At 68.7% G+C, this 26,178-nt stretch carries 21 protein-coding genes and 1 pseudogene; 9 read left to right on the plus strand and 13 right to left on the minus strand.

The window, feature by feature from the left end:
- The first annotated feature begins 599 nt into the window (after window positions 1–599).
- Window positions 600–2,993 carry a helicase associated domain-containing protein gene (locus ACZ58V_RS31810; RefSeq protein ID WP_471294323.1) on the plus strand — a complete coding sequence of 798 codons (2,394 nt, stop codon included), beginning with the start codon at window positions 600–602 and terminating at the stop codon, window positions 2,991–2,993.
- Between the two features lie 306 nt (window positions 2,994–3,299).
- On the opposite strand, the gene ACZ58V_RS31815 is transcribed toward ACZ58V_RS31810, so the two are convergent.
- The 5 genes from ACZ58V_RS31815 to ACZ58V_RS31835 all read right to left on the minus strand — a co-directional run bounded on the left by ACZ58V_RS31815 (window position 3,300) and on the right by ACZ58V_RS31835 (window position 7,179).
- Window positions 3,300–3,923 (minus strand): hypothetical protein, encoded by a 624-nt coding sequence (locus ACZ58V_RS31815; RefSeq protein WP_471294325.1) that lies wholly within the window; start codon window positions 3,921–3,923, stop codon window positions 3,300–3,302.
- Window positions 3,920–4,447: an RNA polymerase sigma factor gene (locus ACZ58V_RS31820; RefSeq protein WP_471294327.1), complete on the minus strand. Its 528-nt coding sequence runs from the start codon at window positions 4,445–4,447 to the stop codon at window positions 3,920–3,922. The genes ACZ58V_RS31815 and ACZ58V_RS31820 overlap by 4 nt, the downstream gene beginning before the upstream one ends.
- On the minus strand, window positions 4,444–4,725 hold the full coding sequence (locus ACZ58V_RS31825) for a hypothetical protein (protein ID WP_060946659.1): 282 nt from the start codon (window positions 4,723–4,725) through the stop codon (window positions 4,444–4,446). The genes ACZ58V_RS31820 and ACZ58V_RS31825 overlap by 4 nt, the downstream gene beginning before the upstream one ends.
- Window positions 4,726–5,176: 451 nt before the next feature.
- Window positions 5,177–6,601, minus strand: a complete 1,425-nt coding sequence (locus ACZ58V_RS31830) for a hypothetical protein (protein WP_471294330.1) — start codon at window positions 6,599–6,601, stop codon at window positions 5,177–5,179.
- Window positions 6,595–7,179, minus strand: a complete 585-nt coding sequence (locus ACZ58V_RS31835; RefSeq protein ID WP_471294333.1) for a hypothetical protein — start codon at window positions 7,177–7,179, stop codon at window positions 6,595–6,597. The genes ACZ58V_RS31830 and ACZ58V_RS31835 overlap by 7 nt, the downstream gene beginning before the upstream one ends.
- A gap of 211 nt (window positions 7,180–7,390) precedes the next feature.
- On the opposite strand from ACZ58V_RS31835, the gene ACZ58V_RS31840 reads away from it, so the two are divergent.
- From ACZ58V_RS31840 to ACZ58V_RS31865, 6 genes and pseudogenes are all read left to right on the plus strand, one after another.
- On the plus strand, window positions 7,391–8,779 hold the full coding sequence (locus ACZ58V_RS31840; protein ID WP_471294335.1) for a DNA-binding protein: 1,389 nt from the start codon (window positions 7,391–7,393) through the stop codon (window positions 8,777–8,779).
- Between the two features lie 207 nt (window positions 8,780–8,986).
- Window positions 8,987–9,853 carry a TnsA-like heteromeric transposase endonuclease subunit gene (locus ACZ58V_RS31845; protein WP_471294337.1) on the plus strand — a complete coding sequence of 289 codons (867 nt, stop codon included), beginning with the start codon at window positions 8,987–8,989 and terminating at the stop codon, window positions 9,851–9,853.
- Window positions 9,850–10,152: a hypothetical protein gene (locus tag ACZ58V_RS31850; RefSeq protein ID WP_471294339.1), complete on the plus strand. Its 303-nt coding sequence runs from the start codon at window positions 9,850–9,852 to the stop codon at window positions 10,150–10,152. Before ACZ58V_RS31845 ends, ACZ58V_RS31850 begins: the two co-directional genes overlap by 4 nt.
- Window positions 10,146–12,280, plus strand: a pseudogene (locus tag ACZ58V_RS31855) (transposase family protein). The gene ACZ58V_RS31850 and the pseudogene ACZ58V_RS31855 overlap by 7 nt, the downstream one beginning before the upstream one ends.
- Window positions 12,281–12,330: 50 nt before the next feature.
- Complete coding sequence (locus tag ACZ58V_RS31860; protein ID WP_471294773.1) at window positions 12,331–13,308, plus strand: TniB family NTP-binding protein; 978 nt, start codon at window positions 12,331–12,333, stop codon at window positions 13,306–13,308.
- 26 nt (window positions 13,309–13,334) lie between these two features.
- A complete protein-coding gene (locus tag ACZ58V_RS31865; RefSeq protein WP_471294342.1) occupies window positions 13,335–14,084 on the plus strand; it encodes a TniQ family protein in 750 nt (249 codons plus the stop codon).
- 780 nt (window positions 14,085–14,864) lie between these two features.
- On the opposite strand, the gene ACZ58V_RS31870 is transcribed toward ACZ58V_RS31865, so the two are convergent.
- From ACZ58V_RS31870 to ACZ58V_RS31890, 5 genes are all read right to left on the minus strand, one after another.
- Entirely contained in the window at window positions 14,865–15,116 is a 252-nt protein-coding gene (locus ACZ58V_RS31870; RefSeq protein WP_471294344.1) for a hypothetical protein, read from the minus strand.
- A 132-nt stretch (window positions 15,117–15,248) separates the two neighbouring features.
- Window positions 15,249–16,499, minus strand: a complete 1,251-nt coding sequence (locus ACZ58V_RS31875; RefSeq protein ID WP_391440790.1) for a hypothetical protein — start codon at window positions 16,497–16,499, stop codon at window positions 15,249–15,251.
- A gap of 345 nt (window positions 16,500–16,844) precedes the next feature.
- Window positions 16,845–17,402 carry a telomere-protecting terminal protein Tpg gene (gene tpg / locus ACZ58V_RS31880; RefSeq protein WP_471294347.1) on the minus strand — a complete coding sequence of 186 codons (558 nt, stop codon included), beginning with the start codon at window positions 17,400–17,402 and terminating at the stop codon, window positions 16,845–16,847.
- Between the two features lie 15 nt (window positions 17,403–17,417).
- A complete protein-coding gene (gene tap / locus ACZ58V_RS31885) occupies window positions 17,418–19,673 on the minus strand; it encodes a telomere-associated protein Tap (RefSeq protein ID WP_471294350.1) in 2,256 nt (751 codons plus the stop codon).
- Window positions 19,674–19,783: 110 nt separating this feature from the next.
- Entirely contained in the window at window positions 19,784–21,229 is a 1,446-nt protein-coding gene (locus ACZ58V_RS31890) for an HNH endonuclease (protein WP_445529507.1), read from the minus strand.
- A gap of 372 nt (window positions 21,230–21,601) precedes the next feature.
- Here ACZ58V_RS31890 and ACZ58V_RS31895 point away from each other — a divergent pair, with 372 nt between their 5' ends.
- The gene (locus ACZ58V_RS31895; protein ID WP_471294354.1) at window positions 21,602–22,552 is read left to right on the plus strand and encodes a hypothetical protein; all 951 of its coding nucleotides are present in this window, start codon (window positions 21,602–21,604) and stop codon (window positions 22,550–22,552) included.
- A 137-nt stretch (window positions 22,553–22,689) separates the two neighbouring features.
- Window positions 22,690–22,911: a hypothetical protein gene (locus tag ACZ58V_RS31900; protein ID WP_471294357.1), complete on the plus strand. Its 222-nt coding sequence runs from the start codon at window positions 22,690–22,692 to the stop codon at window positions 22,909–22,911.
- 575 nt (window positions 22,912–23,486) lie between these two features.
- Here ACZ58V_RS31900 and ACZ58V_RS31905 read toward each other — a convergent pair.
- The 3 genes from ACZ58V_RS31905 to ACZ58V_RS31915 are packed head-to-tail and all read right to left on the minus strand — an operon-like array spanning window position 23,487 to window position 26,162.
- Entirely contained in the window at window positions 23,487–24,443 is a 957-nt protein-coding gene (locus tag ACZ58V_RS31905; RefSeq protein ID WP_471294359.1) for an SbcC/MukB-like Walker B domain-containing protein, read from the minus strand.
- 23 nt (window positions 24,444–24,466) lie between these two features.
- Window positions 24,467–24,997, minus strand: coding sequence for a hypothetical protein (locus ACZ58V_RS31910; RefSeq protein WP_471294361.1), 531 nt, complete (start codon window positions 24,995–24,997; stop codon window positions 24,467–24,469).
- Window positions 24,998–25,034: 37 nt separating this feature from the next.
- Complete coding sequence (locus tag ACZ58V_RS31915; RefSeq protein ID WP_471294363.1) at window positions 25,035–26,162, minus strand: hypothetical protein; 1,128 nt, start codon at window positions 26,160–26,162, stop codon at window positions 25,035–25,037.
- Between the last annotated feature and the right edge of the window lie 16 nt (window positions 26,163–26,178).

A 26,178-nucleotide genomic window follows, 5' to 3' on the forward strand; every position in this document is an offset into this window, starting at 1 on the left:
CCCGCGGAGCGGGTCCTGCGGCGCTGACGCGCCGCAGAGTTGCGCCCTCCGCTTCGCTTCGGGCATGGCTCCGCTGACGCTCCGCCATATTCCCCCGCAAGCGGGGGAATTGAATTCCGCAAGCGGAATTCTGAAAACGTGTCAATTCGCGCAAGCGCGAATTGATGGAATCCCGCAAGCGGGATTCCTGAGGCTGGCTACGAGGGGAGGGTGCATCATGCGCGGAGCTGTGTAGCCACTGGGATTCCTACCCACCACCCCCACAACGGAGGTGACAGGCCGTCGGCTCGATCGAACGCGCCGACCTACGTCGCAGAGACGGGCTCCGCTACGCTCCACCCGAACCCCTTGCCAGTCCTCAAAGCCTCACTCGGTCAACCTCAACAATACCCCTCAGCATATAGGGTAATCGGCCCTGGCTGAGCAGGATTCGGCCATGTGTCACTCCGAGATAGGAAGTTGTCGCGAGGCGGATGCCTCACAGTGATGCACTGTGTAGAATCTGGTATCAGACAGCATACCCCGGGACCAGCCCTCGACCGCACCGGGATTCCCCTTCTGGATTACGCTCCGCATTCCGCTAAAAGGAGAGCACGAGCATGGCCGTGAAACTGCGTGACCATCAGGTCGAGGCCGTCAGCGCCATTGTGCGCGGCTTCGATGTCCCGCCGGGCGGTATTCCATGGAATGGCCTGCGCGGGCAGGTGCACGCCGCGTGCGGCACAGGGAAGACGATTATTGCTGCCGCCTCGGCCAAGCGGCTCGTGCCCAAGGGGCGCACTCTCGTGCTGGTGCCGACGCTGGACCTGTTGGCGCAGACGGTGAAGGCGTGGCACGAGGTTGGGCATCGGGGGCCGGCGGTTGCGGTGTGCTCGCTTCAGGACGACCCGGAGCTGTGGAACCTGAAGGTTCGTGCGACGACGAGCCCGGTGCAGTTGGCGCTGTGGCACGGTTCCGGGCCGGTGACTATCTACGCGACGTACGCGTCGCTGGGCGTGCTCGCGGAGGCCTTCGAGGGTGCCTACGGCCAGAAGCTTGATCCTGTGGATCTCGCGGTGGTTGATGAGGCCCACAGGAGTTCCGGGTCGATGGGTAAGGCGTGGGCGGAGATCCACGACCAGGCCGTCATCCCCGCGTACCGCCGGCTGTACCTGACCGCGACGCCGCGCATCTGGGAGGAACGGCTCAGCCGCGAGGTCGCCGAGGGGGCACGGGACCCGTTGCCGCGGGAGATGGCGGCCTCCATGGACGACGAGACCGTGTTCGGGCCCGTGCTGTACAAGCTGTCGCTGGCGTCGGCCGTGTCCCGGGGTCTACTGGCGAGGTATCAGATCATCGTCCTCGAGCTCCAGGACCCCCTCGTCACGCCCGAACGGCTGATGGGTGAGGAGCGGCGCAGCGAGGAAGTGCGCGGGCAGCGGCTCGGGGCGCTCCAGGCCGCGCTCCTGCACACCATGGCGCAACACGACCTGCAGACGTGCATCACCTTCCACCACCGGACGATAGAGGCCCAGGCCTACGCGGAAGGCCTGCCGCGGGTGGCGGCCAAGCTGCACGCCAACCAGCCCGAGACGTACCCGAAACGGATCTGGGCCAACTGGCTGTGCGGCGAACACGCCCCCGAGCACCGGCGGGAGGTGCTGGGATCGTTCGGGGCCACGGCGCAGCGGGCCGTGCTCTCGAATTGTCGCGTTTTGGGCGAGGGTGTCGATATTAGAAGCGTGGATTCGGTTGCCCTAATGGATCCCAAGGGCGCCCCGCACGACATCGTCCAGGCCATCGGCCGGGCACTCCGGCAGAAGCCGGGACAGGGAAAGCTGGCTTCGCTGATCGTGCCCGTATTCCTCCAGCCCGACGAAGCCCCTGAGGACATGTTCACCTCCGGCTCGTACCGGCCTCTGGTGAGAGTACTTGAGGGGCTGCGGGCTCATGATGAAGAGGCCGTCGAATTGCTCGCCATTCCGCAGGAGCCGCAGAAGGGCGTGGCGCAGCCGTCTGTCAGCATCGGTGCGGAGCCGGAGGAAGGCGAGGAAGAATCCCGTCTGCTGCTCCGTTTCGCGTCCCCGCGTGACCCGGTGATGGTCGCGGACTGGGTGTCCTTCAACGTGATCGACACAGAGCGGCAAGACTGGGCCCGCGGCTGGGCAAAGCTGAAGGCCTACGTCGAGCGGGTCGGGAACGCGAGAGTGCCGTACGGCCACCGGGAAGGCGCCACACCCCTTGGGCAGTGGGTGGCAGAACAGCGACGGGCCTACGGGGCCGGGGAGATGAGCGGCCAGCGCGCCCGTCGGCTCGAAGCACTCGGCATGGTCTGGTCCATGGCCGATGAGCGGTTCCAGGAGAACCTGGAGGCCGCGAAGGCGTACCACGAGCAGTTCTGGACGTTGGCCGCTCCCCGGTCGGCCGTGGCTCTCGACAAACCCATTGGGCAATGGCTGAGCAACCTCAGGCGGCCGGGCGCCCTGGACGGCCACCCCGAGTGGAAGGCCGCGCTCGAAGAGATCGACGAGCACTGGAACCCCGAGTGGCCGGCCGACTGGCAACGCCACTACGCCGCGCTGCGGGGACTCGTACGCGACGAGGACCAGGCCGACGTCCTGCCCGGCGTCACCGTCCACGGCATGGACATCGGCAAGTGGCTGGCCCGGCAGCGGCAGCACACGGTCTGGCAGGGCCTCATGGACGGGCAGCGCCAGCTCCTGGAGCAGCTCGGCATCCGGCCTCTCCCGCCAGAGTCCAAGGCGCCCGCCAAGGCCTCCAAGGGGCCTTCTGGAGCCTTTGAGCGGGGCGTTGCGGCCCTGGCGCAGTACAAGGCCCGCACCGGCTCCGTGACCGTCCCCCGAGGGCACACAGAGACGATCACGGTCGACGGCCAAGAACATACTGTGCGGCTTGGGGTTTTTCTGTCGAACACAAAGTCGAGGCGGGCCAAGCTCACCGCGGACAAACTCGCCCAGCTCGCCGCCCTCGGACTCGACTGGGCGGCCGTGTAGCCGCGCGTGGGAGGCTACGCGAGGGTCCGTGCCGGACGCATCTGGCACGGGCCCTCTTTGTGTTGCGGGATGCAGGACGCACCCGCTGGCGCTGTGTTGGCTTGGTCAGGTCGGTGGCCGAGGCTCATCTCAGGAGCGGCTGTGGGGTCCGTGAGTCGTTTTGCGTTGCTGAAACGCGGCAGCGGCCCGCCGGTATGGCGGGCCGCTGCCTCAACGAGTCGTTGTGCCTCAGCGTGAGGCACTCATGATGGTCTGCCTATAGAGCGGCTCCCGTTTCTTTTGGGCATGGCAGAAGAGTGCTACGCATCAGCGTCGCCTTCCGTCTGTCATGCGATCGGGGTGCTGCAAGTACTCTTCGTTTTCCCTCACTAGCTGCTTTGCGTCTTCGCTCAGCTCTGGGTTGACTGCGGCACTCAAAGCCAGTTGTACGGCTGCGAACGTGTGTGATCCTGCCGTTGTTCTGCTGGCTTTCCACACGTATAGTGCTGCACTTTTTTCCAGTTCCGAGATTGGAGAGTCAGCTGGCGAGTTCTCTTGCTCCTGCCCTTCGGAATGGAGCATCTCTAGGTAGTCTCGCGCGTCCTCGTCGCCTCGTTCTGCTGCCCATTGCCACCAACGCAATGCCTCTTCGTCCCGGTCAAGGTATTCCAGGAGTTCCGCGATTCGGCGTGTTTCCTGTGCGGTGGTTTTATGCGCGCACTCGCGTGCCAGCAGGAGTACGAGTTCGCCCTTGGCTTCGGTGTGCTCTCGGTCGTCTGGGCATGGGGCGGGGGCCGGGGGCCAGCCGGCAAGCTGGCCCCCCTCCGCCTGTGCCGAGTCCTCGGGTGTCCGTGGACTCTTCGAAAGTGCCTGATCGGAGCGTTCGAGCAGGGCCCATACGGCGAGGAGCCGGATGGCGCTCTGCTCGTGTTCGTTGCCCCAGGTGCTCATGCGGTTCCCTCCTCGCCGGTCTCGTCGACATACTTCTTCAGGTTCTTGATGGCCATACGGATGTAGCTCTTCACCGACTCCTCCTTAAGGCGCAGGCCCTTCCCGGCGTCTTCAGGGCTGATGTCCTGGAGAACGCACAGGGTGATGACCTGCCGCTGCCGGTCGGGAAGTTTGGCGACTAGTTCATCGATACCCTCTTTGATCATTTCGTAGGCGGCATCGGGGATGCCGGTCTGGGATTCCTGTTCGGGCAGGTCCTGCAACGGTGCAGGAGTGATGCGCTGGTTACGCCGGAATTGGTCGATCACCGCGTTCCTGACCGCGGTGCGGCCGTAGGCGGCCCGGTTTCCGGGCCGCGCTACGATCGTTTCCCACGACGTGAACATGCGCATGTATGCGACCTGCACAGCATCTTCCGCGCTGTGCAGGTCGCCGCCTGCTTCGGCCCGGGCCACGCGGGAGAACGCCGCGCTGGTCTCGAGGACGAACGCCTCGAAGTCCGTGCCCCGGTCGGGCTCGGTCACGCAGCCTCCCGCGTGACGATCGCCGCCTGGCCCTGCTCCGAGTGCTTGTAGAACAGCCAGGCCGGCTGCCCTTCCTCGAAACGGGCCGCGGCACCGCCCTCCGGCAGCGCCGCCGCCATCGCGATCATCGTCGCGCGCTGCTCGCGCTCCGTGCGGGCCTGGAGGTACGCCTTCAGGCACATCTCCACCGCGCTCTTGGTACGGCGCAGCGCGTAGTACGCCAGGAACATCAGCGGGACCGAGATCCCACCCGCTCCCATCCACTCGAGCCAGGTCACCAGACCGGCCTCCCATCATCGACTCGTTGATGAGGGCCCCTAGGCCCTCACCCCCTTACACGCGCCGAGAGGCCCGAATCCGGATGCCACAGACCAACTTTTTTCCCATGGACCCCAGTTGCCGCGCGAGACCCCCTCTGATCAGCGGAAACACGAGTCTTCATCGATCGAAAGGCAACCGCCCACGGGGCTCTCGCCTGGGGCCGACGCCCGGCGCCTTGCCGGGGCACGAGCTGTGCATCATCGGACGTGCCCGCCGTCATGAGCGTCGGCGCTGCCGGATCCAGTCCGTGCGTTGCCGGGGTGTTGTTGCATCACTTCGGTGAGGCAACAACATCAACATCACCACTGGAGCGTGCATGCCGACGGACGGCGTGCGTCGGGTGGGGACGTTGCGGCCATGACGGCCCCGGGGGGCGAGCGTCAAGCGTTGCAGTAACCGGCACGAGCCTTATGCGTCGTCAAAGCTGGGCTGACTCCACGGCTGGTCGGGAGGCGGGCCTTGGGCACCGATGAGCTGGGTGATCTTCTCGGCTTCGTCGCTCGAGAGATCGGACAGCAGGCGCGTCGTCGTGCCGAGGAGGGTGTCCAGCGGTACCTGGGTACGTGCGCCGCGGGCGCTAGCGGTTCCGGTGCCGAACAAGCACTGGAGAGTCTCGCCGGAGGGGATGCGGGCATCGGCCTCGATGACTCCCTCGGCCTGTCCCAGCGCGTCGCTGATGCCGTCGAGTTGGGCGTCGTGGGAGATGTCGTCGCCGGGGCCGCCGTATCCGACGTGGCGGTCCGTCACGACCATGCGAAGAGAGGTCAACGGAATGCCGAAGCGGTCGGCCCTGTTCCTCACCTCGTCCAGGCGGGGCAGGTCGTGCTCCTGCCCGTGCGGGAGCTGGCGCCGGGACTGGGCAACCAGCACATGGAAACGCGGGGTCTGCAGGATCAGCTGTCCGGCCTTCACCGCCCAGCGCCACGGGCTGATGTCCGCGTCAGCCAAGCCGGGCACGATCATGCAGACGCGGCTGGTCCAGAGCCGGATCGCCTCACGCATCAGGTGCTGAAGATTGCCGGTGCCAGCGGCCGGGGTACCCAGCAGGACGGGGAGGCTGATCATGCGGACGACCCGGTTCCAGAACGCGGCGTCGGCGATGTCTTCAGATTCCAGCAGGTACATCAAGGCCGTCTCGTCGAGATGGCCGACGCCTCGCTGGGGTGCGGGGAAGCTGGCGAGTGTGGATCCGCCGCCCTGCCAGAGGGCGGCGAGGAAGGTTGACATTCGGTCGGCGACGTCGGTGGTCATCCGCGCGGTGAGGGCGTTGACGGCGTCGCGGGTGGGAACGCGTTCTCCCGCTCGGGCTGCCTCGGCTCCCTGAACGATCGTGTTCAAGAACTCCTCGGTCGCTGCTTTGTCGAGGGTGCCGCGGCCGCCTTCGAGGACGGAGCGGGACACCAGATGGGGAATGCCGGGAGAGCGATCGGCCGGCTGGAGTGTGCCGAGCGCGGAAGCGTCGAGGAGAAGCGCGGTGTTGCTGCCGGGAAGCGGGGGGAGATCTCTCGGCTGCCGGGCGGAGGACAGTTGGCCGAGAGCCACAAGCACCGGCCGGTCCGTACGGGGAAGGCGCTGCAGGTCGTCCTCGAGCTCGCGCTGGTCCGATGTGGTGCGCAGATAGATGAACCGGCGTGGTGTGCGGGGTCTGCCGGGCCATTCCAAGACCATGTCGGGGACATGAGTGTGGTTGAAGAATTCGGTCTTGGTGACGGTGGCCCGGGGGTCCATGCGGCGCAGGTGCCGGGCGACGATGTCTTTGACCTGGGTGAACATCATCCGGTCGTCGGGCTCGTCCATGGCCTGGGAGATCGACTGCTCGACGATGTTCACCACGAGCCCTCTCTGCGGGTGAGTTCGGCGGCGACGATGGCGGCCCAGTCCTTGAGGGGCAGGAGGGTTTCCTGCTTGTCCGAGAGCACGATCAGCCACAGGCGTGCGGCGACCGACCGGGCGAGTTCAGCGTCCAGGAGTTTTCGGGCTTCCTCGGTGTCGCTGGTGCCGAAAACGCGGCTGCTGTGCTGAAGGACCGCGGCCTCCACCTGGCCGGGTGAGTTGAGGGTGGACCAGGAGTTCGCACGGAACGGTGCCCAGGTGATCCACATGAAGTGATCGCTGAGATGGTGCTGGGCCTGGGCGGCCACGTAACACTTGGCGAGGAACTCGTCGAACTGGGTTCCCTGATCGCTGGGTTGCGCGTAGTTCTTGACCTCCGCGCAGAACATGTCGTTCTGGTAGGGGTCACCGCGCATGGCACCCCCCAAGTCGAAGGAGAACGTCCGGCCTCCGTACGGCCACGGCAGAGTCAGCCTGCGACCGCAGGACTCCGAGTCCGTGTTCGCGTACGCGCCGAAGATACGCATCGTGCCCTCGAGCCACTGCTTGGCTCTGCGGGCTCCCGAGAAGCCCTTCACCTGAGCATCTTCGCCAACCACCACAGGCGTAGCTTAGTGCGATCGGATCATCACGATGCGCTCGAACGGGCCAATCCCCCGCCCCACCGACGCCTGCCGGCTCCAGGGAAGGGAGACCCACGGCCTGGGAAGTAAGAAGACGACGGGCCGAGGACCGGACGGCTACTGCGAAAACGCCCGCCCGGATCAGCGAACACGAGACCGTGGTGGAGTGACCCATCATCCCGGCCTCCTACGGACAGCTCCCCTGCGGGGAGAGACGACCTCGTCGCTGATCTGCCGCATCGCAGGCCGCTACGGGATGGAAGCGAAGGTGCTGCGGTCGTGCTGGCAGTGGCGCAACTACCCGCCGGGGCACGACGGCGGGGGCACGCGGGCCGACGCCGAGGTGCTGCTGAACGCGGCCGGACGGCAGCTCCTGGCAGGCCTGTGCGGCGCCGAGGAAGACGTCCTGGCGCGGGCGTTGCCGTCCTGGGGAGAGGAAGACACCAAGCTGCCCGCCGGGGAGGACGCGGCGCCGGCGGCGGCGTGGCGGACCGGCGGCGCGGTCGCCGGACCGGTCGCCTTCGGATGCCGCCTGTGCACGGCCCGGCGCACAGGGACGGCCGTGCGGGTGATGCGGTACGCGCCACGATCGGAGCGGGTGTGTGTCCGGCACCGGCGGTGGCTCCTGGACGCGGACGCCGACCAGCCCCTGGAGCATCTGGACGTGCGACACCTGCCGGAAGTGGCCGCGGCACAGCGGCGGTGGACCGGGGTGGCGCGGCGGGCGGTACGGGCCGGGGCCGACCCGGAGCGGGTGTTCGCCCTGGCGCACGCGGTGGTGGCCCGGTGGTGGGAACAGGCCCTGCACTGGGAGCAGGAGAACATCTGGCCGCGGCGCCTGCACCAGGTCGCAGGCGGCAACGCCGGGACAGAGCTGGAGCGGTGGCGGATCGTGGGCCGGGACGCGGTCGTCTTCCCCGAAGTGGTGGCCGTCGCCGACGCGCTGCTGTGCCCGGCCATGGCCGAGCTGGCCTGGCGAGCAAGTGGGGGGACGCGGCCTCGGGTGCGGGGCGGGGACGACCCGTTCTGCCATCGGCTGGGCGAGCGGGTGGACCGGGACTGGCTGGGGCCGCTGGCCGCGGCCGACTTCGGCGGCCCGCTGAGCGGCTGGAGGGGTGCGATCGTGCGCGCCCGCCGCGTCAGCGGGCCGCCGGGGTGGCGGGACGATCCGTGGCATCTGAAGCGGGAGCAGCAGTCCGCAACGATGGCCGGCCAGCTGCGTGTCATGGCGGCGGAGGCGCAGGCGGGCGGCTCGGGTACCCGGTGGCGTGCCACCGTTTCTGCCGAACACCGCTTCCACATCACGCGGTTGCTCGACGAGGCCCGCGAGGAGCTGGTGCAGCTGCGCGGCGGGCAGAGCGGCACCACCGCCGAGGTGGCCCGGGAACTGCTGGAACACCTCAGTCGGAGTGCCGAGCTGATCGACCGGGCCGTGCTGGATACCGCCGCCGCGGCCGTCGTGGCCGGGGTGGCGCTTGAGGAGGTGGCCCAGTGGTCCCGCCTGCCCGCCGAGGAGTTGTCGCAGATACTCGCCGCGGGCCGCGGTGAAGACTGACGCACCCGACGCCAGGCCGGGCAGCGGCCCCTGGCATTGCGGTCCGCTCTGAGAGCAGCGAGTGGTGCCGAAGGAGAGCGGCCCGGCAGCCGGAAAGTGCAGGAGTTCGCACTGACACCGGCGCTTCCGGGTGACACCCTGACCTCGCTGCGCACCCCAACGGGCTTAGTGCACGCCGCAGTTGGGGTTACCGGCCGGTTCGCCTGCGTGGCAGGACAGGTATGGCGTTATGTGGAGTTCGTGATCATCGACAGCAGCCAGGACAGCGCGCAGGGCGGCTTGCCCGCGCCCGCGTCGGGCGCCTGCCGGGTGCCGGAGGCGGGCGCGGTGGAGGCTGAGTTCGCCGGGGTGGACGGCACGCTGGTGCAGCGCCGCTGGACTGAGGCGGCCGTGGCGGTGCGGTTCGAGCGGCTTGCGCCGGTGGCGGCGTTCCCGGTGGTGCCCGGGCGGCGGTGGGGGCCGGGCTGGTGGTGGTCGGCCACGACCGGGCGGCATGTGATGCACGGTTCGCAGGCGATGTGCATGCAACTGATGGTCCTTGACCGCGATCCGCAGGTGGTGGGCCTCTCAGCGCGGCCGGTGCGGCTGATCTGGCGGGATCCGGACAGCGGGCGGGCCCTGACGTGGGTGCCGCAACTGTTCGCCCGCTACGCCGACGGCCGCGCGCTGCTCGCCGACTGCCCCGCCGTCTCGACGACCGCCGGGACGCGGGCCGAGCACGCCGCCGCGGTGCTTGCCGCGGCGTGTGCGGCGGTCGGGTTCACCTACCGGCGTCTGGTGGCGCCGGACAAGGCGGTGGCGGCGAATGTGCGGTGGCTGGCCGGCTACCGCCATCCGCGCCACCGCGACGCCGGCGGGCTCGAGCAGGCGGTACTGGAGGCGTTCGCCGCCCCGCGGCCGCTGATGGCCGGGGCCGCGGCGGCGGGCGAGGTCCTGGCGGCATTGCCGGTGCTCTACCACGCGCTATGGCACGGCCGACTGACCGCGGACCTGACACGGCCGCTGGGCGAGCACACCCTCGTTGCGCCCGGCCCGGTTACAGGCGACGGGGAGCAGGAGCAGCACGGCAGGTGAGCAGACACAAGGGAACCGCCCCCGGCGGGCGGTGTGTTGAGGCGGGCACTCAGGTCAGGTTCGAGGCCCGCACCTGGCAGGTGACCGGTCTGGTCGACGGGCGGGTGTATCTGGCCGCCGACGACGGGACCACCGGGTGCATGCTGGCCGCCCACCTGGTGGCCGCCGACGGCTTCGAGGTCCTCGGCCAGGCCACCTTGCAGGTTCCAGCCGCCCCCGTGTGGGCGACGCTGCAGCTGCCTGCCCGGGAGCGGGCGATGGCCTGGTGGGACGCGCAGGCGCAGGCCGAGCAGTGGTGAGTGCACCCGGCCGTCCGGGCCGGCCCGTGGCCGCTGCGGGCGGCAGGCAGGTGAAGCTGGGGGCGTATGTGACGTTCCAGGGCGGTACCTGGCAGGTGGCCGCGGTGGCCGGTGCGTCGATGACGCTGGTCGGCGAGGACGGGCAGACGGCTTCGGTGCTGGCCTCGTTCCTGTTCACCGACCCGACGTTCACGGTGGTGGGCTCTCCGGCCGCCGGGGTGCAGCCGTGGGGGCTGCTGGAGTCGGTGCCCGAGCGGGAGCGGGAGCGAGCTCTTGCCTGGCAGCGGCACATCCGCGAGATCGAGACCGGGCTGCCCGGCGGCCCGGGCAGCGTGGGGACGCCGCGGCCCGAGTACGACCCGCAGCGCACATCGATGGCGAGCGGGAGCAGGCCAAGGCCGACGAACTCGCCCGGCTGGGCTGGCCGCGGGTCAGCCGGGCCACCGTGCGCCGCATGCGCGCCCGCTACCACGACCAAGGGTTGTGGGGTCTGATCCGACGCCGCAAACCATCGAGTGCGACCGGGCAGGCCGACGAACGGGTAGTGGCCGCGATCCTGGAGGCGCTGCGCCGCCAGCGCGGCCGCTCCAAAGGCACGCTGAAAGGGCTGCGGGAGCTGACCGGGCAGATCCTGGCCGACACCCACGGGCCGGGCACGGTGGCACTGCCGCCGCCGTCGACGTTCAACCGCCTGGCACGGGTGCTGGCCGACCCGCTGGAGCATCCCGGACGGCCGGCCCGCACCGCCACCGCGCCGGTGCGGCCCTTCACACCCACGGTGGCACTGCGACCGGGCGAGCTGGTGCAGATCGACACCACCCGCCTCGATGTGATGGCCATCAGCGAGGACGGCCGTACGGTACGCCCGGAACTCACGATCGCTCTCGAGGTGGCGACCAGGTCGGTGGTGGCGGCCGTGCTGAGCGAGGAGGGCACCAAGGCTGTGGACGCCGCCCTGCTGCTGGCGGAGATGGCCGTGCCGCACCCGGCGCGGCCCGGCTGGCCCGACCACCTGCGCCTGGCCCACGCCGCCCTCCCCTACGACCGGCTCCTCGCCCTGGACGACCGGCTGGAACAGGCGGCAGCGCGGCCGGTGGTGGTGCCGGAAACGATCGTCATCGACCGCGGGCGAGTGTTCGTCTCCACCGCGTTCCTGACCGCGTGCGAGACCCTCGGCGTCAGCGTGCAGCCCGCACCGCCCCGGTCCCCGGCCGCGAAGGGCGCCGTCGAGCGGACCTTCGCAAGCATCAACACGCTCTTCGCGCAGCACGTCGCCGGCTACACCGGCCCCCACGTCCTCGCGCGCGGCGAGGCAGTGGAGGACGAAGCCCGGTTCACCGTAGTCCAGTTGCAGGAGCTGCTGGACGAATGGATCACCGCGTGCTGGCAGCACCGCCCCCACGACGGGCTGCGCCACCCGGTCCTGCCCAAGAAAGCGCTGGCCCCCAACGAGATGTGGGGCGCGCTGCTGGGCGCATCCGGCTATGTGCCGCTGCCGCTGACCGGAGCCGACTACCTGGAACTGCTGCCCGTGCGCTGGCATCCCGTCACCGGCCGCGGCATCCGCATCAACCACCGCACCTACGACCACACCCTGCTCAACGAGCACCGCGGCCGCCCCTCCCCCGCCGGCGCGGGCGGCAAGTGGGAGGTCCACCTCAACCCGCACGACGTACGGCAAATCCACATCCGGCTGCCCGACGGACACCTGCACGAGATCCCGTGGATCCACCGCGACCACGTCCACGCCCCGATGAGCGAAACAACCTGGCGCCACATCCGCACCGCCCTCGAGCGGCGCGCAGGCCGCGAGGCGCACGAAGCCGCCCTCGCGGAAGCCGCCGACCATGTCCTGCGCCGCGCCCGGCCCACCACCGCGGCACCACCAGCACCGCCCCAGACGACGCCGGGCGCGCACACCGCGAAGGCAGCCCCCCAGGCAGCGGGCGACCGACCAGCGGTGAGCCGCTACGAGACCGAGGCCGAGGACAGCCTCGACGCACTGGAAGCCCGAGCCCAGGCTGAGGCCCGTGACGACGCCGGCGCCGAAGAGCCCGGCGCGCACCCGCTGCCGGTGACCGGCGCACTCACGCTGTACGACGCCGATCAGGAGGCCGAACTGTGGTGACCCGTACCGATCCCCCCGCCCCCGGTGACGGGGAGGCAGCCGCGGGGACGGTGACGACGTTCGACGCCTTCGCCCGCTTCGCCCACACCGCTCCCCCGACGCCACCAAAGCCGGGCCAGGCACCACGGCCGCCTGAGGAACGCCTCGCCTACCACTCGCAGTTCGTCACCGTGCGCACCCCGGCCATCGAGGCCCTGGCACGCCAGGTCCGCACGCTGATGATCCTCGGCCGGCATCAGCGCGTCACCGCACGTCCGTCCCTGATCGTCACCGGGCCGGCCACCACCGGCAAGACCACCGCGCTGCTGCAGGTCGGCCGGACATGCCACCTCGCCCACACCCGCCGCGCCGCCCCGGGCGACGACAGTGTGCCGGTGGCGTATGTGCTGGTGCCGCCCGGCGCCACCGCCAAGACCCTGGCCGGGGAGTTCGCCCGCTACCTCGGCATCCCCGTCACCTCACGCATGACCACCGCACAGATCACCACGGCTGTCTGCCACACCTACACCGCGGCCGGCATCAAGCTCGTGCTGATCGACGAGATCCACCGCCTCAACCCCCGCACCACCACCGGCTCGGAGGCCGCCGACTGGCTCAAAGACCTCACCGAACGTGTGCCCGCGACGTTCGTCTACGCCGGCATCGACGTCACCGCCAGCGCCGTGTTCACCGGCGTGCGCGGGGCGCAACTCGCCGGACGGGCCTCACTGATCGACTGCGGCGCACTGCCCGCGCGCGCCGGCGAGCGCGAACCGTTCCGCGAACTGATCACCGCCCTGGAACAGGCCCTCGACCTCACCGCGCACCGGCCGGGCAGCCTGCCCAGACTCGCGCCCTACCTCCACGAACGGACCGCCGGACGGATCGGCAGCCTGGCCCGCCTGATCCGACAAGCCGCCATCGAAGCCATCCTCGACAGCAGCGAACGCATCACCAAAGGGCTGCTGGACTCCATCGCGCTGGACCACCTCGCCGAAGAGCACTACCGGCCCCGCACCCCCCGCCGCGCCCGGCCCGGCAGCCGGTGACCACCCATACCGCGACCCGCCCCGCCGTGCGAGCCGGCACCATGTGGCCCACCCCGCCGGGCGCACTGCGCGTGAGGCCACTGCCCCGCGAGAGCGCAGCCTCCTACCTCACCCGCCTCGCAGCCGCCTACCACCTCTCCCCCGCACAGCTCCTCGACGGCCTGCACATCACCGCCACCGGCACCTCGACGGGCCTGCCCGCCACCGAAATCCACCTCAGCAACGAAGCCACCCGCCACCTGTCCCACTTCACCCGCATCCCGCCCGCACACCTCTCCCGCGCCCTGCCCCGCCGGCCCCCGCCCGCCGCCATCGGCACAGCTCACGCTGCCACCGCCCGCTGGCAGCCCGCCCCGCCCGCGATACAGCCGCTGCCCGCATGCACCGCCTGCACCATCCGCCGCAGCCCCCACCAGACCGTCCCCGCATGGATCCACCCGGCACCGGACCTGCCCAGAATCATGATCTGCACCCGCCACCAGCAGGCCGCCAGCGACCCCAGACACCCCGCGCCCCTCGGCATCCGCCCTGTCCCCGAACTCACGCGGGCCCGCCTCGGCGCCTGCCGCCGCCCGACAGCGACCTCCCTGAGCTGGGCATCGACGATCACCACACGCTGGTACGACCACCATCAACACCTGCACGAACGCTGGCACACGCCTCAACCGGCTCACCGCCGCCAACCCCCACATCCCCCCAGGCCCGGCCTCCCCCGCCCTGACCTGCCGGGAACTGATCACCTACCCGGAGACCCTCACCCTCGCCGCGGCCCTTGACCGACTGCCCCCGCACCCCCTGACACGCACAGAGCAGAGCGCCTTCCTCCACGACCTGGCCAGCCGCCTGAACCTGCCCCGCCTCGCACCCGCCGACCACGACCTGCTCTGGCAACGCCTCACCACCCGCTGAACCACCCACGTACCCCTGCTGCCCTGACCTCAGCACATCGGCCAACAAGTCCCCGTACCTCTAGACGCGCCAACCACCCTGCGCAAAAACCGCTGCCCCACCCAGCACACTGCGCAACACCAAACAGCCAGCTCAACTCACTTATCCACCGGCGCCGGACACTCGGCTATGCGTAGAGCCCACCCACGGAACAGACCTACCGCTCAACACAACTAAGCAACACCACGCCACAACCAAGATCAATAAGCACACGCAACAGCTACGCCACAGCAGGGTGAGCGGTCGGCGGGTACCGCCGTCGGGCAGCCATATCCTGGTCGTCTTCGACCTCGCATTCGTGGTGAGAAATCAGAGCGGACCGCCGCCAGAACGCTTCTGAGGCTACCCGCCGGATTTCTTTATAGCAGGCTGGAATTCGACTGCGTCAGAACAGGAAATCCACAGCTTGAACGTGCGTAAAAATCCGCACGCAGACCATGGGCGCGAGTGCCCCACTCAGTGAAATACGACTCGGTGATGGCCTCCACGACGAGGGGATGCAGGTCTTCCTCCGTCGCTCCGGCCTCCTGGAGGTCCAGGATCTGCTGCACGGAGGTGGGCGAGATCGGGGTGGTGATGGTGCGTGTACGGCCGTTGTCGGAGCTGCCCTAGGCGATGAACCCGAAGTAGGCCGTCACCTCCACCATCATCCTGCTGGAGGTCGACGCCTTTTTCCGAGTCTGATCCCTGACCTGCGGTTTCCCCTTGCATTGAGTCTCCTCGACCAGGGCGGCCTGCAGACGCTTTTGCGGGGTCTTCAGCGTTCCGGAGCGGTAGCGCTCGATGGTGCGGCGTGAGATGCCCAGGCGCTCCGTCAGGACTTTGGTCGAGCCCTGCGCCCGCGTGAGGAGGAATTTCATCTGGGCTGTTGCGGATTTCGGCGCGGGACGGGTAAAAGCTCTCCTGTTCTCAGATCCCGTGTCATTTTCTCAGTCGCGGTGTCATGTGACTGGCCGAACTGGCACGGGATTGAGAATCGCTGGCCACTGCCGTCACTCGTTTGAGGACTCCGTTGCCAGCGGGATACCGCACCGCGGGCAGCCGTTTGCGTGGTCGTCCGGGCAGACGTAGCCGATGGCACCGTCCACGCACCATTCGGCGGCCTCCTCGGACAGCAGGTCGGGCCCGGCATGGAGCAGCCGACGAAATTCCGTGGTGTCCGCAATGTCGGCCGGGCGGTTGGTGAACCAATCGTCGAACCAAGGCTTGTCCCGGTGCATGCGCCAGTGCGCATTCTTCCGGTCGTCGACAGCCGTAAGGAACCGATCGACGATGCGCCCCCAACTCGGAGCTCCGAACCAGCCGTTGTCGGACGCGCAGAAGGATTCGATCAGGGTTCGCAGGCCGAACTCCTTCTCGTGAAGGCAGTACCTTCGCCCCCATGAGATCGCGACCTGTGCCATCTCCGCGAGTTCTTCTCGCGGATCAACCTCGTGCGCCGGGTCGTCAGGGTTGTGGCAGGACAGCCCAAGCTCGAGCACAGACTGCGCGGTCGGTAGAACCCGAGACGGGTTGACGATCGCGAGACCGACAGCGATCCAGTCGACATGGTCGAACGACAGCATCGAGCGCACGAGTCGGGTGGTTGCCGTGTTGATCCGCATCATTGTGCCGTCGTGCAGCGGACTCTTCCCGGCATGCCAGTTCTCGACGGGTGTGTTGCGCCACACCGCGAGCGTGATGCGGGTGGCGGCCAGCCACAGCAGGGCGTCGTCGTCGAGGTGCCCGAACCGCTTGGCACACTCCTGGGCGCCGTAGGTGATCAACTCTTCCGGTTTCGGCCACCTGTGGCTGTCGGGCCCTTCAGGCCCTTCAGGCGCGTACTCGTAGTCGTCGGCGTACTCGTCGAGGATCGCGCTCAACTCGGCTGCGCTGTAAGCCTCGCTGTACTCGGAGCTCTCCGGCTCCTCGACGGTGTACATGTCGTGGTCCCAGGAGACATATACGTCGCCCCAGAGCACGACGTCTTCGCACTCGCTGGCGTTGTCCGTCACAACCGGCCTGATGGTGATCGGCGCAGTACGTCCGTCGGTTCGCTCGCCGTCCTTCTCGGCGGCCCATGCAGTGATGACCCCGAGCGGCTTCGGAAGGAGAGGACCGACCTCGGTGATGCTGAACGGCTCGTCGTCGTCATCGGTGTCGAACCGGCTGTTGACGAACGCGACCGCCTCGGAGGGCGTGCTGACGATGGACTGGCTACCACTCTCGTTGTCAACCACTCGCCACAACGCGCTGTTCTTCACGATGCTCTCCGATCGCGGTGAGCGCACCCGGGGCGGGTGCGATGTGCCGGGTCGCTCGGCACTGACTCCGATTATGGGCTGATCAACTGTCCGTAGTCCCGCAGGCGCTTGTCGGCGACGAAGCTCGGGACGTTCGTGTGCAACCTGCATCCCCGATCTCTACACGCGCCCCTGGAAGGCGTTTTGTCATGCATGGGTCAGGATTAGGTACTCACCTCGGGTGTTGGCTGGTAGAGGCCGCGGTCGTTGGACACGGCACGTGTGCATGAACATCCGAGCCCCCACGGATACGCAAGCGAGCCCGGACCAACTGGGCCGGGCTCGCGGCCTGTTCGGGGCGGGCTGCTACAGGTCGAACTCGAGGTGTTCGACGTCGGTGAACCGGACCTCTTCCAGGCTGCCGGCGCGGCGGCCGCCGTCCTGGAAGTAGACCTCCTTGAGGGCTTCGGCCGCGATCTCCTGGAGTTCGGTGTCGCTTGCGCCGGCCGCTTGGGCGTCGAAGAGGCGGGCAGCGTAGCGGGGCGGCAGGGCGACGGTCAGGTGCCGGATGCGGTCCTGGTCGGTCGAGCCGATCGGCGCGGTGTAGCCCATGCGGGCGCGGGCGTCGATGACGATGCCGCCGGTCGTCGTGGCCTTCTTGCGGGCCTTAGCCCGGATCTGCGGCTGCCAGCGCTTGATCACCTCGCGCTCCAGGCGGGCGGCGAGGTCGGGGCGCGGCTTCTTGGCTGTGCCGGCTACGTACCGCTCCACCTGCCGCTGGGACATGCCGAGCAGTTCGGCGACCGCTTTCGTGCCGCCGAGCTGCTTGACCATGTACCGCATCTGCGGGCCCGCGGACTTGGGTGCGGGGCGGGTGAACGCCTTTTGCACCGCCTTGTCCAGGCCGTCCCCGAGCATGCTCATCGCTTGCCTGCTCCCCTACTCGCCGTTGTCGATGTCGGTGACGGTGCCGTCCTTGATGTACCGGGCGAGGTTGAGCTCCGGGGCGTTGAACCGCTCGCGAACCTCCTCGCCCCACAGCACAGACTGAGTACCTTCGTGCTTGACCAGGCCGGGGTTGACGCCGAGCTTGAAGCCGCCCGGCAGCGGCTTGCCGTCGCGGTAGGGCAGGAAGTCCAGCGGGGAGGGCCCGTCGGTGGCGTAGACGACGCAGTCGGACAGGACCGCGACCGGGTACTGGCCGGTGAACGCGGCGTGCTTGATGATCTTGCGGTGCAGGTTGATCCGGGTGCGGGAGATGACTGCCGCGCGGATGTCCGGGCGCCACGTCGGACGCGACAGCGCCCGCCACGGCTCGCCCGGCTTCCAGCCCTCCCCGCGCGGGCGCTCGCGCAGCTTGCCCAGGCCGCCCTTGACCGTGGCCTTGATGGCCGAGACGACGATCGCCAGTTCCGGGTCGCGGTCCTTGTAGCCGTCCATCGCGGTGAGGAAGTCGGCCGGGGAGAAGTCGGCGTGGACGCCGAGGTCGGCCATCGTGGCGAGGTACGCGTCGCGCAGCCGCTGGTACCAGCCATCCAGATAGCGGCCGTTGTCATACCGCAACCAGGCCTCGACCGGCGTGACGTCGTAGCCGAGCTCCTGCGCGTAGGCGACAGTCGGTGTCGCGTACCAGGCCGGGCCCTCGGGCCGGTCTCCCTTCGGCGTGAACGGGCTGGGCAGCAGACTCGCGTCCAGGTCTGCCCACTTGTCCTTGCCGACCTTCACCCGGGACAGGGCGACGTGCGAGAGGTCCACCAGCCACGATCCGGGCAGCTTCGCATCGAACTCCGGCGCCGTCACGTGCGTCGGTGCGCCCAGGCCGACGATCAGGCCATTGGCGCCGGCGGCGAAGGCCATGTTGACGTCGATGCCGACCAGGTGCCGCTGCATGCATTCGGCGTCGGTCATCGGCCGCGCCCAGTCGTAGGCCTCCTCGAACAGCTTCTCCGCCGAACCCCGGACGTGGAAGCGCGGCAGGTCCTTGAGGAGCGGGTGTCCGTCGGGGGCCTCGCACGGCGCCGGGTCGACCGGATCCCTGCCCAGGGATCCGGGGTTGTGCTCAGAGTGGCGCTTGCCGTCGGCGTCCGGCTCGGAGGCCCTGGTCGGAGGGTGCAGTGCGGTCATCAGCTCCAGGCCGGTCACCGCCGTCGATCCGCGGGGCGTCATCACCCGGGAGGCGAACACGCCTAGGACGCGGGCCAGTTCGGCCGGCGACAGCTGCCCCACCTCGCCCCAGTGCCGGGTGCCCAGCGCGTGCCACGACGGAATGCACAGCTGCACGCACTGACGGTCCGAGCCCTGCGCGGGGCGGTAGATCCGCGCCCACGGCCCGAACCCGCGCTTCGTCAGCTGCCACTCGGCGCGCACCAGCTGCTTGACGACCTTGTGGCTCTCCGGGATCCGACCGGCGAGGCGCTCGTCGTCGGCGAGGGTGACGGGCAGGCCGTAGCGCTCCAGGGCGGCCTCGGTGAGGACGAGCAGCGGGTCGCCGTCCTTGCCGGGGCCGGACAGTCTCGGCTGGCCGAGCTTCGCTTCCTTCAGGGTCCAGTCCACCAGGGTCGGCAGGGACTTGGCGGGCACGTCCAGGATCAGGCCGCCGGTGCAGTACGCCATCACCTGCCCGTCCTCGACGTCGACGACCGCCAGCGGCCCGTTCTCGAACCGCGGGTCGGCACCCTCGGTCGGGGTCCCGGCCGGGGCCGCCTTCCGCGCGGGCGGACGACGCGACGTCGACGACGGCCCGGTAGCACGCGAGGGACGCGGTGCACCCTCCGAAGCCGGGGCGACGGGGGCAACAGGTGGCTGGGGGTGCTCAGTTACGGTCCCGGCCGCAGCCTCGGGTCCCGGACTGGGGGGCACTGGGCGCGCCTGCTCCGAGGCGGGCGCGGGTGCTGCCGGGGCGGGCGTGCCGGCGACCGCGGTGGGCGCCGGGGCGGCCGGCTCTTCCGGGGCGGGGTAGAGCTCCGCGAGTTGCCGCAGCAGCCGCGCATACGCCTCACGCTCCCGGCCCCGCGGCTCGACCGGCTTCGTCAACGACTCCCAGCCCGACACCGTGGCCCGACGCACCTGCAACGCCGCAGCAACCTCATCCAACGTCAGACCGTGCGCGGTACGCAGCCGCTTACGCTCCACCGCAGGCGGCAACGGCGAGCGAGATGCGACCAGCGCATCCACCGCATCAAACAACTCGGACATGCAGCACCTCCAGAGCACCACCCTACCTTCAATAACCGTACGAAGTGCGTACGTAGGCCGTACGAATCGCGCTCTACCGGCGCCCGAGGGGAGCTACTTCTCGGTCTCGGTCAGAGGGTGTTCGCGGCCGCATGTGCTCGCTCTGCGACGCCGCGCAATATCTTGGTGAGCTGCTTCCGGGTCCGCCCGCGCGTCTTGACCGCGTGACAATTCGGGCAGAGTGCGACCATCACTCGCGGGTGGTCGCGGCCGCCCCCGGCAATCTCGTCTATGTGATCGACTTCCAGTAGTGCTTGGCCGGCATCCGTGACATCGTCTGGCTGGCCGGTGCACGCCGGGTTCTCGCACCGACCTTCGCACCGCTCCAGCACCGCTTTGCGGGCCTCCGGAATTCGCACAGGCCGAGCTGCTCCAGCGGCCCGTTTCCCTCGCGCCGCCTCCTCTTTCCGCTCGACCAACGCAACCAGCCGTCGGTACTCCCCTGATCCACGCGGCTCCGACACCAGGGCAGCCTCTGGCAAGGCGGGATCCGTAGTCTCGTTCTCATGCGACCGGCTCCTCGCCTCGCATCGCTGGTGCCGGAGCCAGCCGCGCGGGAGGTCGCCCTTCTTGCACACCGGGCACACACCCTTGACGGCTTCCCCTGTCCGGCCAGAGACGCTCGACGCTTGCGCGGGAATCGACCGCATGGGCGTCACGGTCAGGTCCGGCTTCTTGCTTATGGGAGTTACGCCTTGGTCACCTGCTTCCAAAGTCCTCCTGGTCCGGAGGATCTCTTGGTATCGGGCGTTGTCCTCCTTCCACCTGCGGGCGGCCTCGCTCTCGCCTCGCCCATTGACGAAGCGCTCCATGTCCCGCTCATGCCGCCCCGGCTCGCGCCGCGCCTGCTCCAGCCGAATCTGGTAGAGCCGCACGAGTTCGCGCTGGAAGCGGGCGCCGCTGACGCGCTGGAGGATATGGGCCCGGCGATATTTCCTCCCCCGAGGAAGGGGACCCAGCTCGGTGATCAAGTGTCGGCTCCAGCCTAGGGCCTCCAGGTCGGCTGCGGTGCACAACGGCTGCGCGGCTTTGGGGAGAAACACAAGAGCACTGATCGGCAGACGAGCCAGGTCCTTTTCATGCCGCTTTGTGAACTTTTGGGCTCGGATCACGCCTGCCAGGAGCTTCGTGCTGTAGGTCAGCGTCCGCTCCAGGTGATCCGGCTGCGGAGCTGGCACTGCCTCACCACTTTTCAGTCTCGGCTTTCTGTCCCTGTCACGCTTACGCGGCTTCGGCGCGACCTCTGGAAGCGGGTTGGCGAGAACGTTCTTCCATCCCTTGGCAGCGCGCTCAGCCGGGGTGGCTGTGGCAGCTGCGGGGACTGCGCCGTCGAGCAGGCCGCGCTCACGGTACAGCTGAACGAGCCGGGCTTGGGCACGGCCAAGAGCGACTTTTGCATCGTTGGCGGCCTGGATGTCTCCCCCGTCGAAGCTGATCCGCTCTCGTGTCCGCAATCGGGCAATGGCCAGGGTCAGCTCGTTCGCATCGGAGTAGCCCTCGAAGTCCTGGTTGCTCACTGGCCACTTGCCCCGTCCTAGTCGCCGCTCAACTCATTGTCGTTGCAAGGCATCGGCCGCGGCGGGACTTCAGTCGATTGGAAGCCGATCCCAGCCCAGTCCCTTCGGTCCCATCGGCCATCGACTCCCGGCATGCAGACGGCCAGCGCACGCCTTTGGGGCTGGTGGAAGGCACCGGCGGCCACGCCGGCTACTCCGGCAGAGGTCGGGGTCAGGTGATGTCAGGCCGAGCGGGGAACGGGACGTCTCACCGCAGCGCGGGCGGTCCAGAACGAACTTTCTGCTGCAATGAAATGAGAACCGCAGCACTACCTGGATCAGAGCTCCTGATGCGGCTCTAAGATCTCCGAGCCGAGTATCAAGGGGGGCAACGTGGCTATCGCCATAGTCGACGCGGTCAGGCTCGCGAAGACGAACCAGCAGAGGAAGGAACAGCTGAACGAGCGCCAGGAGAAGCTCAATCAGCGGGCCGCCGCGGAGAATGCTGCCCAGCAGAAGGCGCGGCAGACCCTCTACGACCAGGCCATCGTCCCCTTCCGTGACATTTTTCAGCGTCTCAAGCACATCGATCCGGTCGAGCTGGCCGAACTGAGCAAGCTGTCCGTGATCGTGATGCCAACCGTCGCCGACGAAGTGGATACCGAGCATTGGGAGCTGCGCGAGAAAGCCGTGACGGCCGCTGTCGGATCACTGGCAGGCAGCGCGCTCACCGGTTACAGCGTCGGGGCAGGCACTGTTTTCGCAGTGGGAGCCTTCGCTTCCGCCTCCACCGGCACGGCGATCTCGGGGTTGTCCGGAGCTGCGGCCACCAGTGCCACGCTCGCGTGGCTGGGCGGCGGGTCTCTTGCCGCCGGCGGTGGCGGGGTGGCGGCCGGAACAATGGTGCTGACCGGGCTCGTCGCTGCTCCGGCCGTCCTCTCGCTGGCTGCTCTCGGGGAATGGCAGAGCCGCAGACTCAGACGCAGCGAACAGGAGAAGGCACAAGAGCTGGAGCGGCTCGAAGCACAGATGCGCGAGGCGGAGGACGCTGCGCCCGCCCTGGACGCGCGCAGCAAGGACATGCAGCGCATCCTGCAGGGTCTCCAGTTCACCCTGCTGAGACGGCTGCCGTCATTCACCTCACTGGTCGAAACGTGCGACGACTTCACCCAGTACGACCCACCTCGGCGCGCCGAGGTGGCGGAGATGGTGGATCTCGCCAGCCTCGCCGTCATGGTCATGAGCTGCCCGATCACTGACGCAGAGGGACGGATGACCGAGGGACCGCGACAGGTCGTCGCCTACGCCGAAGCCCGGCTGCAGTCGCTGAACACCGAGGTGTAAGTTCCGCACCCGGCCGGTCCGGGCAATTCGTCTCATCGCGGCACGGACCGGGGAACCTTCGGTTCCTTTGCGGGAAGACTGTGCCTTTTGCCGTGCCGGGCGCAGCGGGTGGATGGGGCAGGGGGTGACGTTGTCGGGTGGTCGTGCTTGACGCCGTTCTCCGGAACCACCCAGTCGAAGGTCAGATCGGCTGGTTCCACCGCAACCACCTCGTCCCAGGGCCGGAGGTCGCGACGCTCACCGAGCTCAACGGGATGATCGATCGGTGGGGCCAGGAGGACGAGAACCGGCGGATCCGGTCCCGCCCTCGCACGATCGGCGAGTACCTCGCGGCCCGGCAGCCGTGCCGGCGCCGCTGATACTGCCCACGTGCTGCGCCCACGTACAGAGCCGCACGCGAATCGAGATCAGCCCCGCCCCGGTGCCCGCCGGGCAGCCCTGCCCAAACGCCCAGGCGAGTCCTCGGGCCAGGCTCGCCCTTCCCCGCCAACGCGGCCGGACGGACCGGGACCGCGGCAGCGATGCCGACCTGGCCGTCGGCAAGCTCGGACAGGCCGGCTGGCGGACCGCCGCCGGGCGGGTACCCGGGCGCGCGATAGGAAAGCAGCAGCGGCGGTCGCATGGCTTCCTGCTGTCCGCTGCAGCGCAGCCCGGGAGGGTCCGGCCTGCGCGGCCGTAGTCGGCCGTCATGAGCGGTAGATTTAACTCACTTTCCTTGCCTGCCGGCGGTATTTAGGTAGGAATCCTTGCCTCTGGAGGCTTCCGGGAGCGTGGGAGGTCGTTTTTCCGCATGAAACTTGCCCCCCCCCCCCCGAAGCCGTCGCCCGCGAGCACCATCTACACGAAATCCACTACAAACCCCGGAACAGGTGCGTTTTAGCGGGCCAGTGTGACCGTGTGAGACGACGTGTTCGTCGAAGAAGTTCCGGCGCAGCTATCGCGCCATTGTTTGTAGGCCGCTGACCAGGTCGGCTTGTGCCAGTTCGTCGCGCTGGGTCGGTGTGAGCCAGTGGGCAGACGATCCGGCAGGCGTCCGTTCCACCAGCAGCACGTCGTCGACGGCCTCGGCGACAGCCTGCAGGTGGCTGATCACCATGACAAGGCGATTCCCGTTGGCTTGGGTGCGCAGTACCTCGAGGGCGGAGTCCAATGCGGTGGTGTCGAGGGCGGCGAAGCCTTCATCGAGGAACAGGGAGCCGAGAGCCGGGCCGCTGCGGGAGTGCAGTTCGGCGAGTGCCAGGGCCAAGGCGAGTGATGCCTGGAACTTCTCTCCTCCGGACAGCCGGTTTGGGGGGTGGGCGACGCCGGAGTTGCGGCTGACGATGTCGAAGCTGTCGGCGAAGCCGAAGCGTCCGTCGGACATTTGGCCGAGCAGGTCGCTGGCGATACCGAGCAGCGCTTGGGTACGCAGCATGGTGAGGTGGTTCAGGAACTTGGCGTCGACCAGTTCGCGGCGCAGGACTTCCAGGGCTTCACAGCGGGCCTTGCCCGCGGTGATGGCGAAGTCCAGGTCAGCGGCCGGCTTGATCAGGTCCTGCGCTTCCTGCTGCTTCTGGCGCTGGTCTTTAGCTTCTTTGGTTGCCTGTCCGACTGCGGCAACGAGGGGGTGGAGCGCTTCGGGTGTTGTCAGATCGGCGTGGGTATCGAAGCCGTCGACATCGGTAAGTGCGGCGGCGCACTCGCTGAGGCTGTTCTCGGCAGTGGCTGCGTGGTCTGCGGCGGCGACGGCACGCTGGATGAGCTTGTCACCCAGCGTTGAGGTGGTCGTCGACAGTTCGGAGGCGTACGTGCGGACTTCAGCGATCTCTGACTGGGCCGGGGCCTTCGGCGCCTGATGCTGGTCGGAGGCATCGAGATGCGTGAGGGCCTGAGTGACGGCCTGCGCCCACACGTCCAGTCGGCCGCGCAGTTGGTTCAGCGGGTGCTCCAGCCGGACCTGAGTGTCCTTTCGAGGGCACGCTGTTCGCCAAGTACCTCGGCTTTCTGCGCCCTTGCCTTTTCCCTCTGGTCGAACAGCTCTTGGACTTCTGCCTGCCGGGTGGTGACAGCGGCGGCGGCAGCGGCTGCCTCATCGGCGAGGATGTCGATCGCGTCGTGCGGCAGCATCGCTTGGATGCGGGAGGGGAGCGTGCTGACCTGGGTGGTGGTCCTGACCACGGCACGGGTGTGAAGCGCGGAGGCCTGCGCGGTGTCGTCGGTGTGGCGTTGATGGGCTCGCGTGCGCTCGGCCAGCGCCTTGCGGCCGGCTTCGACCTCGGCGATGCGGCGATGCCCTTCGGCCTGCAGTTGCTCGGTGTGCCTGACGGCTGCCTGCTCGCATGCGGCGATTGCGTCGGCGATCGGTGCTGTGTTCTGCTCGAGTGGTGCAGGGCCATCAGCGGTCGGGGCAGCCAAGGCTGCAGTGGCAGCGGTCAGTGCAAGTGATGCTGCTTCGGCGGCGGTCATATCGGCGCGGGCTTTAGCGAGCCGTTCGACGGCCGTGTCACGTGCGCTTTTTGCCCGGCTCAGCCGGTCCGTCGCCGCGGCCAGCTCGGCCGTATGAGTATCCGTCGGGGGGGGTGAAGTTGTCCGGGACCTGCTGGTGGCATACGAGACAGTCGTCACCGGGGCGCAGTTCGGCGGCGAGCGCAGCAGCCGTGTTGCGTTGTCGCAGCGCCTCCAGATGAGTGTCGGCTTCCTTGACAGCTTTGCGTGCTGCCTCTGCTTTCGCCTCCACTGGGCCGAGATCGTCACGGGCGGATGTGCGCCGGTCCACTGCGGCGGCGTGTGCGCTCGCGGTGCCGGCGACGCGGCGGGCCGCCGTGAGGGCTGTGGTCAGCGCGGTGCGGACGGTGGTGGCGCACGTGCGGATCTGGTTGCTCGTCTTTGCGGCGGCATCGGCCTGCTCGGCCAGCGGTTTTGCGTGTTCGGCGTCCTCGTCCAGTTCTGCCTCGGCTTCGGTGATGGCGTCGCGTTCGTCGGCGAGCTGTTCGGCGAATATGGCGAGCCGGTCACGCTCACTGCGGTGTTCCTCGGCGTCTGTCGCGAGGCTCTTCAGGATCATGGCGGCTTGGGCGAGCGCGTCCTGGCCTTCTCCTGCCGCGTCTGCCGCGGTGATCGCTGCGGTCAGTTCGAGTTCACGGGTTGCGGCGTGTACGGCGCGCTGGTCCAGGGCGTCGTGGCGTGCGGCGATGTCGGTGGCGACGGGCTCGAGTGCGTCGAGGACGGCTCCGGCGTCGGGCACTGCGCACGTTGACAGTGTTTCGGCGGTGCTGGTGGCCGACGCCGCGGTGGCCCGGGCTGCCAAGACCTCGCTCCGCAGTGCGGTGATGCGCTCGATGGCGGTCTTCAGCCGTTCGGCGTGGGCGGTGGCTGCGTCGGCGGCTGCGCCGGCTTCTGCGGCAGTCTGCTTGGGGTTGTCCGGCATGGGGGCGCGTCTGGCTCTCGCGTCGCTCAGCAGTGCCTGGAGAGTGTGGCTGTGGCGGGCGGCCATCTGCTGGACCAGTTCCAGTGACTCGGCGCCGAACAATTCCCGCAGCCGTGGGCTGCGTTCCTTGGGTGTGGCGGTGAGGAGTTGGTCGAACTTTCCTTGTGGGAGCAGTCCAACGCGCAGGAAGGTGTCGTAGCCCATCTGCAGCACCGCTTTG

Source organism: Streptomyces sp. NPDC040589 (assembly GCF_055594445.1).

Bases quoted from the DNA above. Each gene is read 5' to 3' on its own strand.
- ACZ58V_RS31810 (WP_471294323.1), top strand. From the start codon at position 600: ATGGCCGTGAAACTGCGTGACCATCAGGTCGAGGCCGTCAGCGCCATT.
- ACZ58V_RS31815 (WP_471294325.1), bottom strand. From the start codon at position 3,923: ATGAGCACCTGGGGCAACGAACACGAGCAGAGCGCCATCCGGCTCCTC.
- ACZ58V_RS31870 (WP_471294344.1), bottom strand. From the start codon at position 15,116: ATGAAATTCCTCCTCACGCGGGCGCAGGGCTCGACCAAAGTCCTGACG.
- tpg (WP_471294347.1), bottom strand. From the start codon at position 17,402: ATGAGCATGCTCGGGGACGGCCTGGACAAGGCGGTGCAAAAGGCGTTC.
- tap (WP_471294350.1), bottom strand. From the start codon at position 19,673: ATGTCCGAGTTGTTTGATGCGGTGGATGCGCTGGTCGCATCTCGCTCG.
- ACZ58V_RS31910 (WP_471294361.1), bottom strand. From the start codon at position 24,997: ATGACCGCCGCCGAAGCAGCATCACTTGCACTGACCGCTGCCACTGCA.
- ACZ58V_RS31915 (WP_471294363.1), bottom strand. From the start codon at position 26,162: ATGGGCTACGACACCTTCCTGCGCGTTGGACTGCTCCCACAAGGAAAG.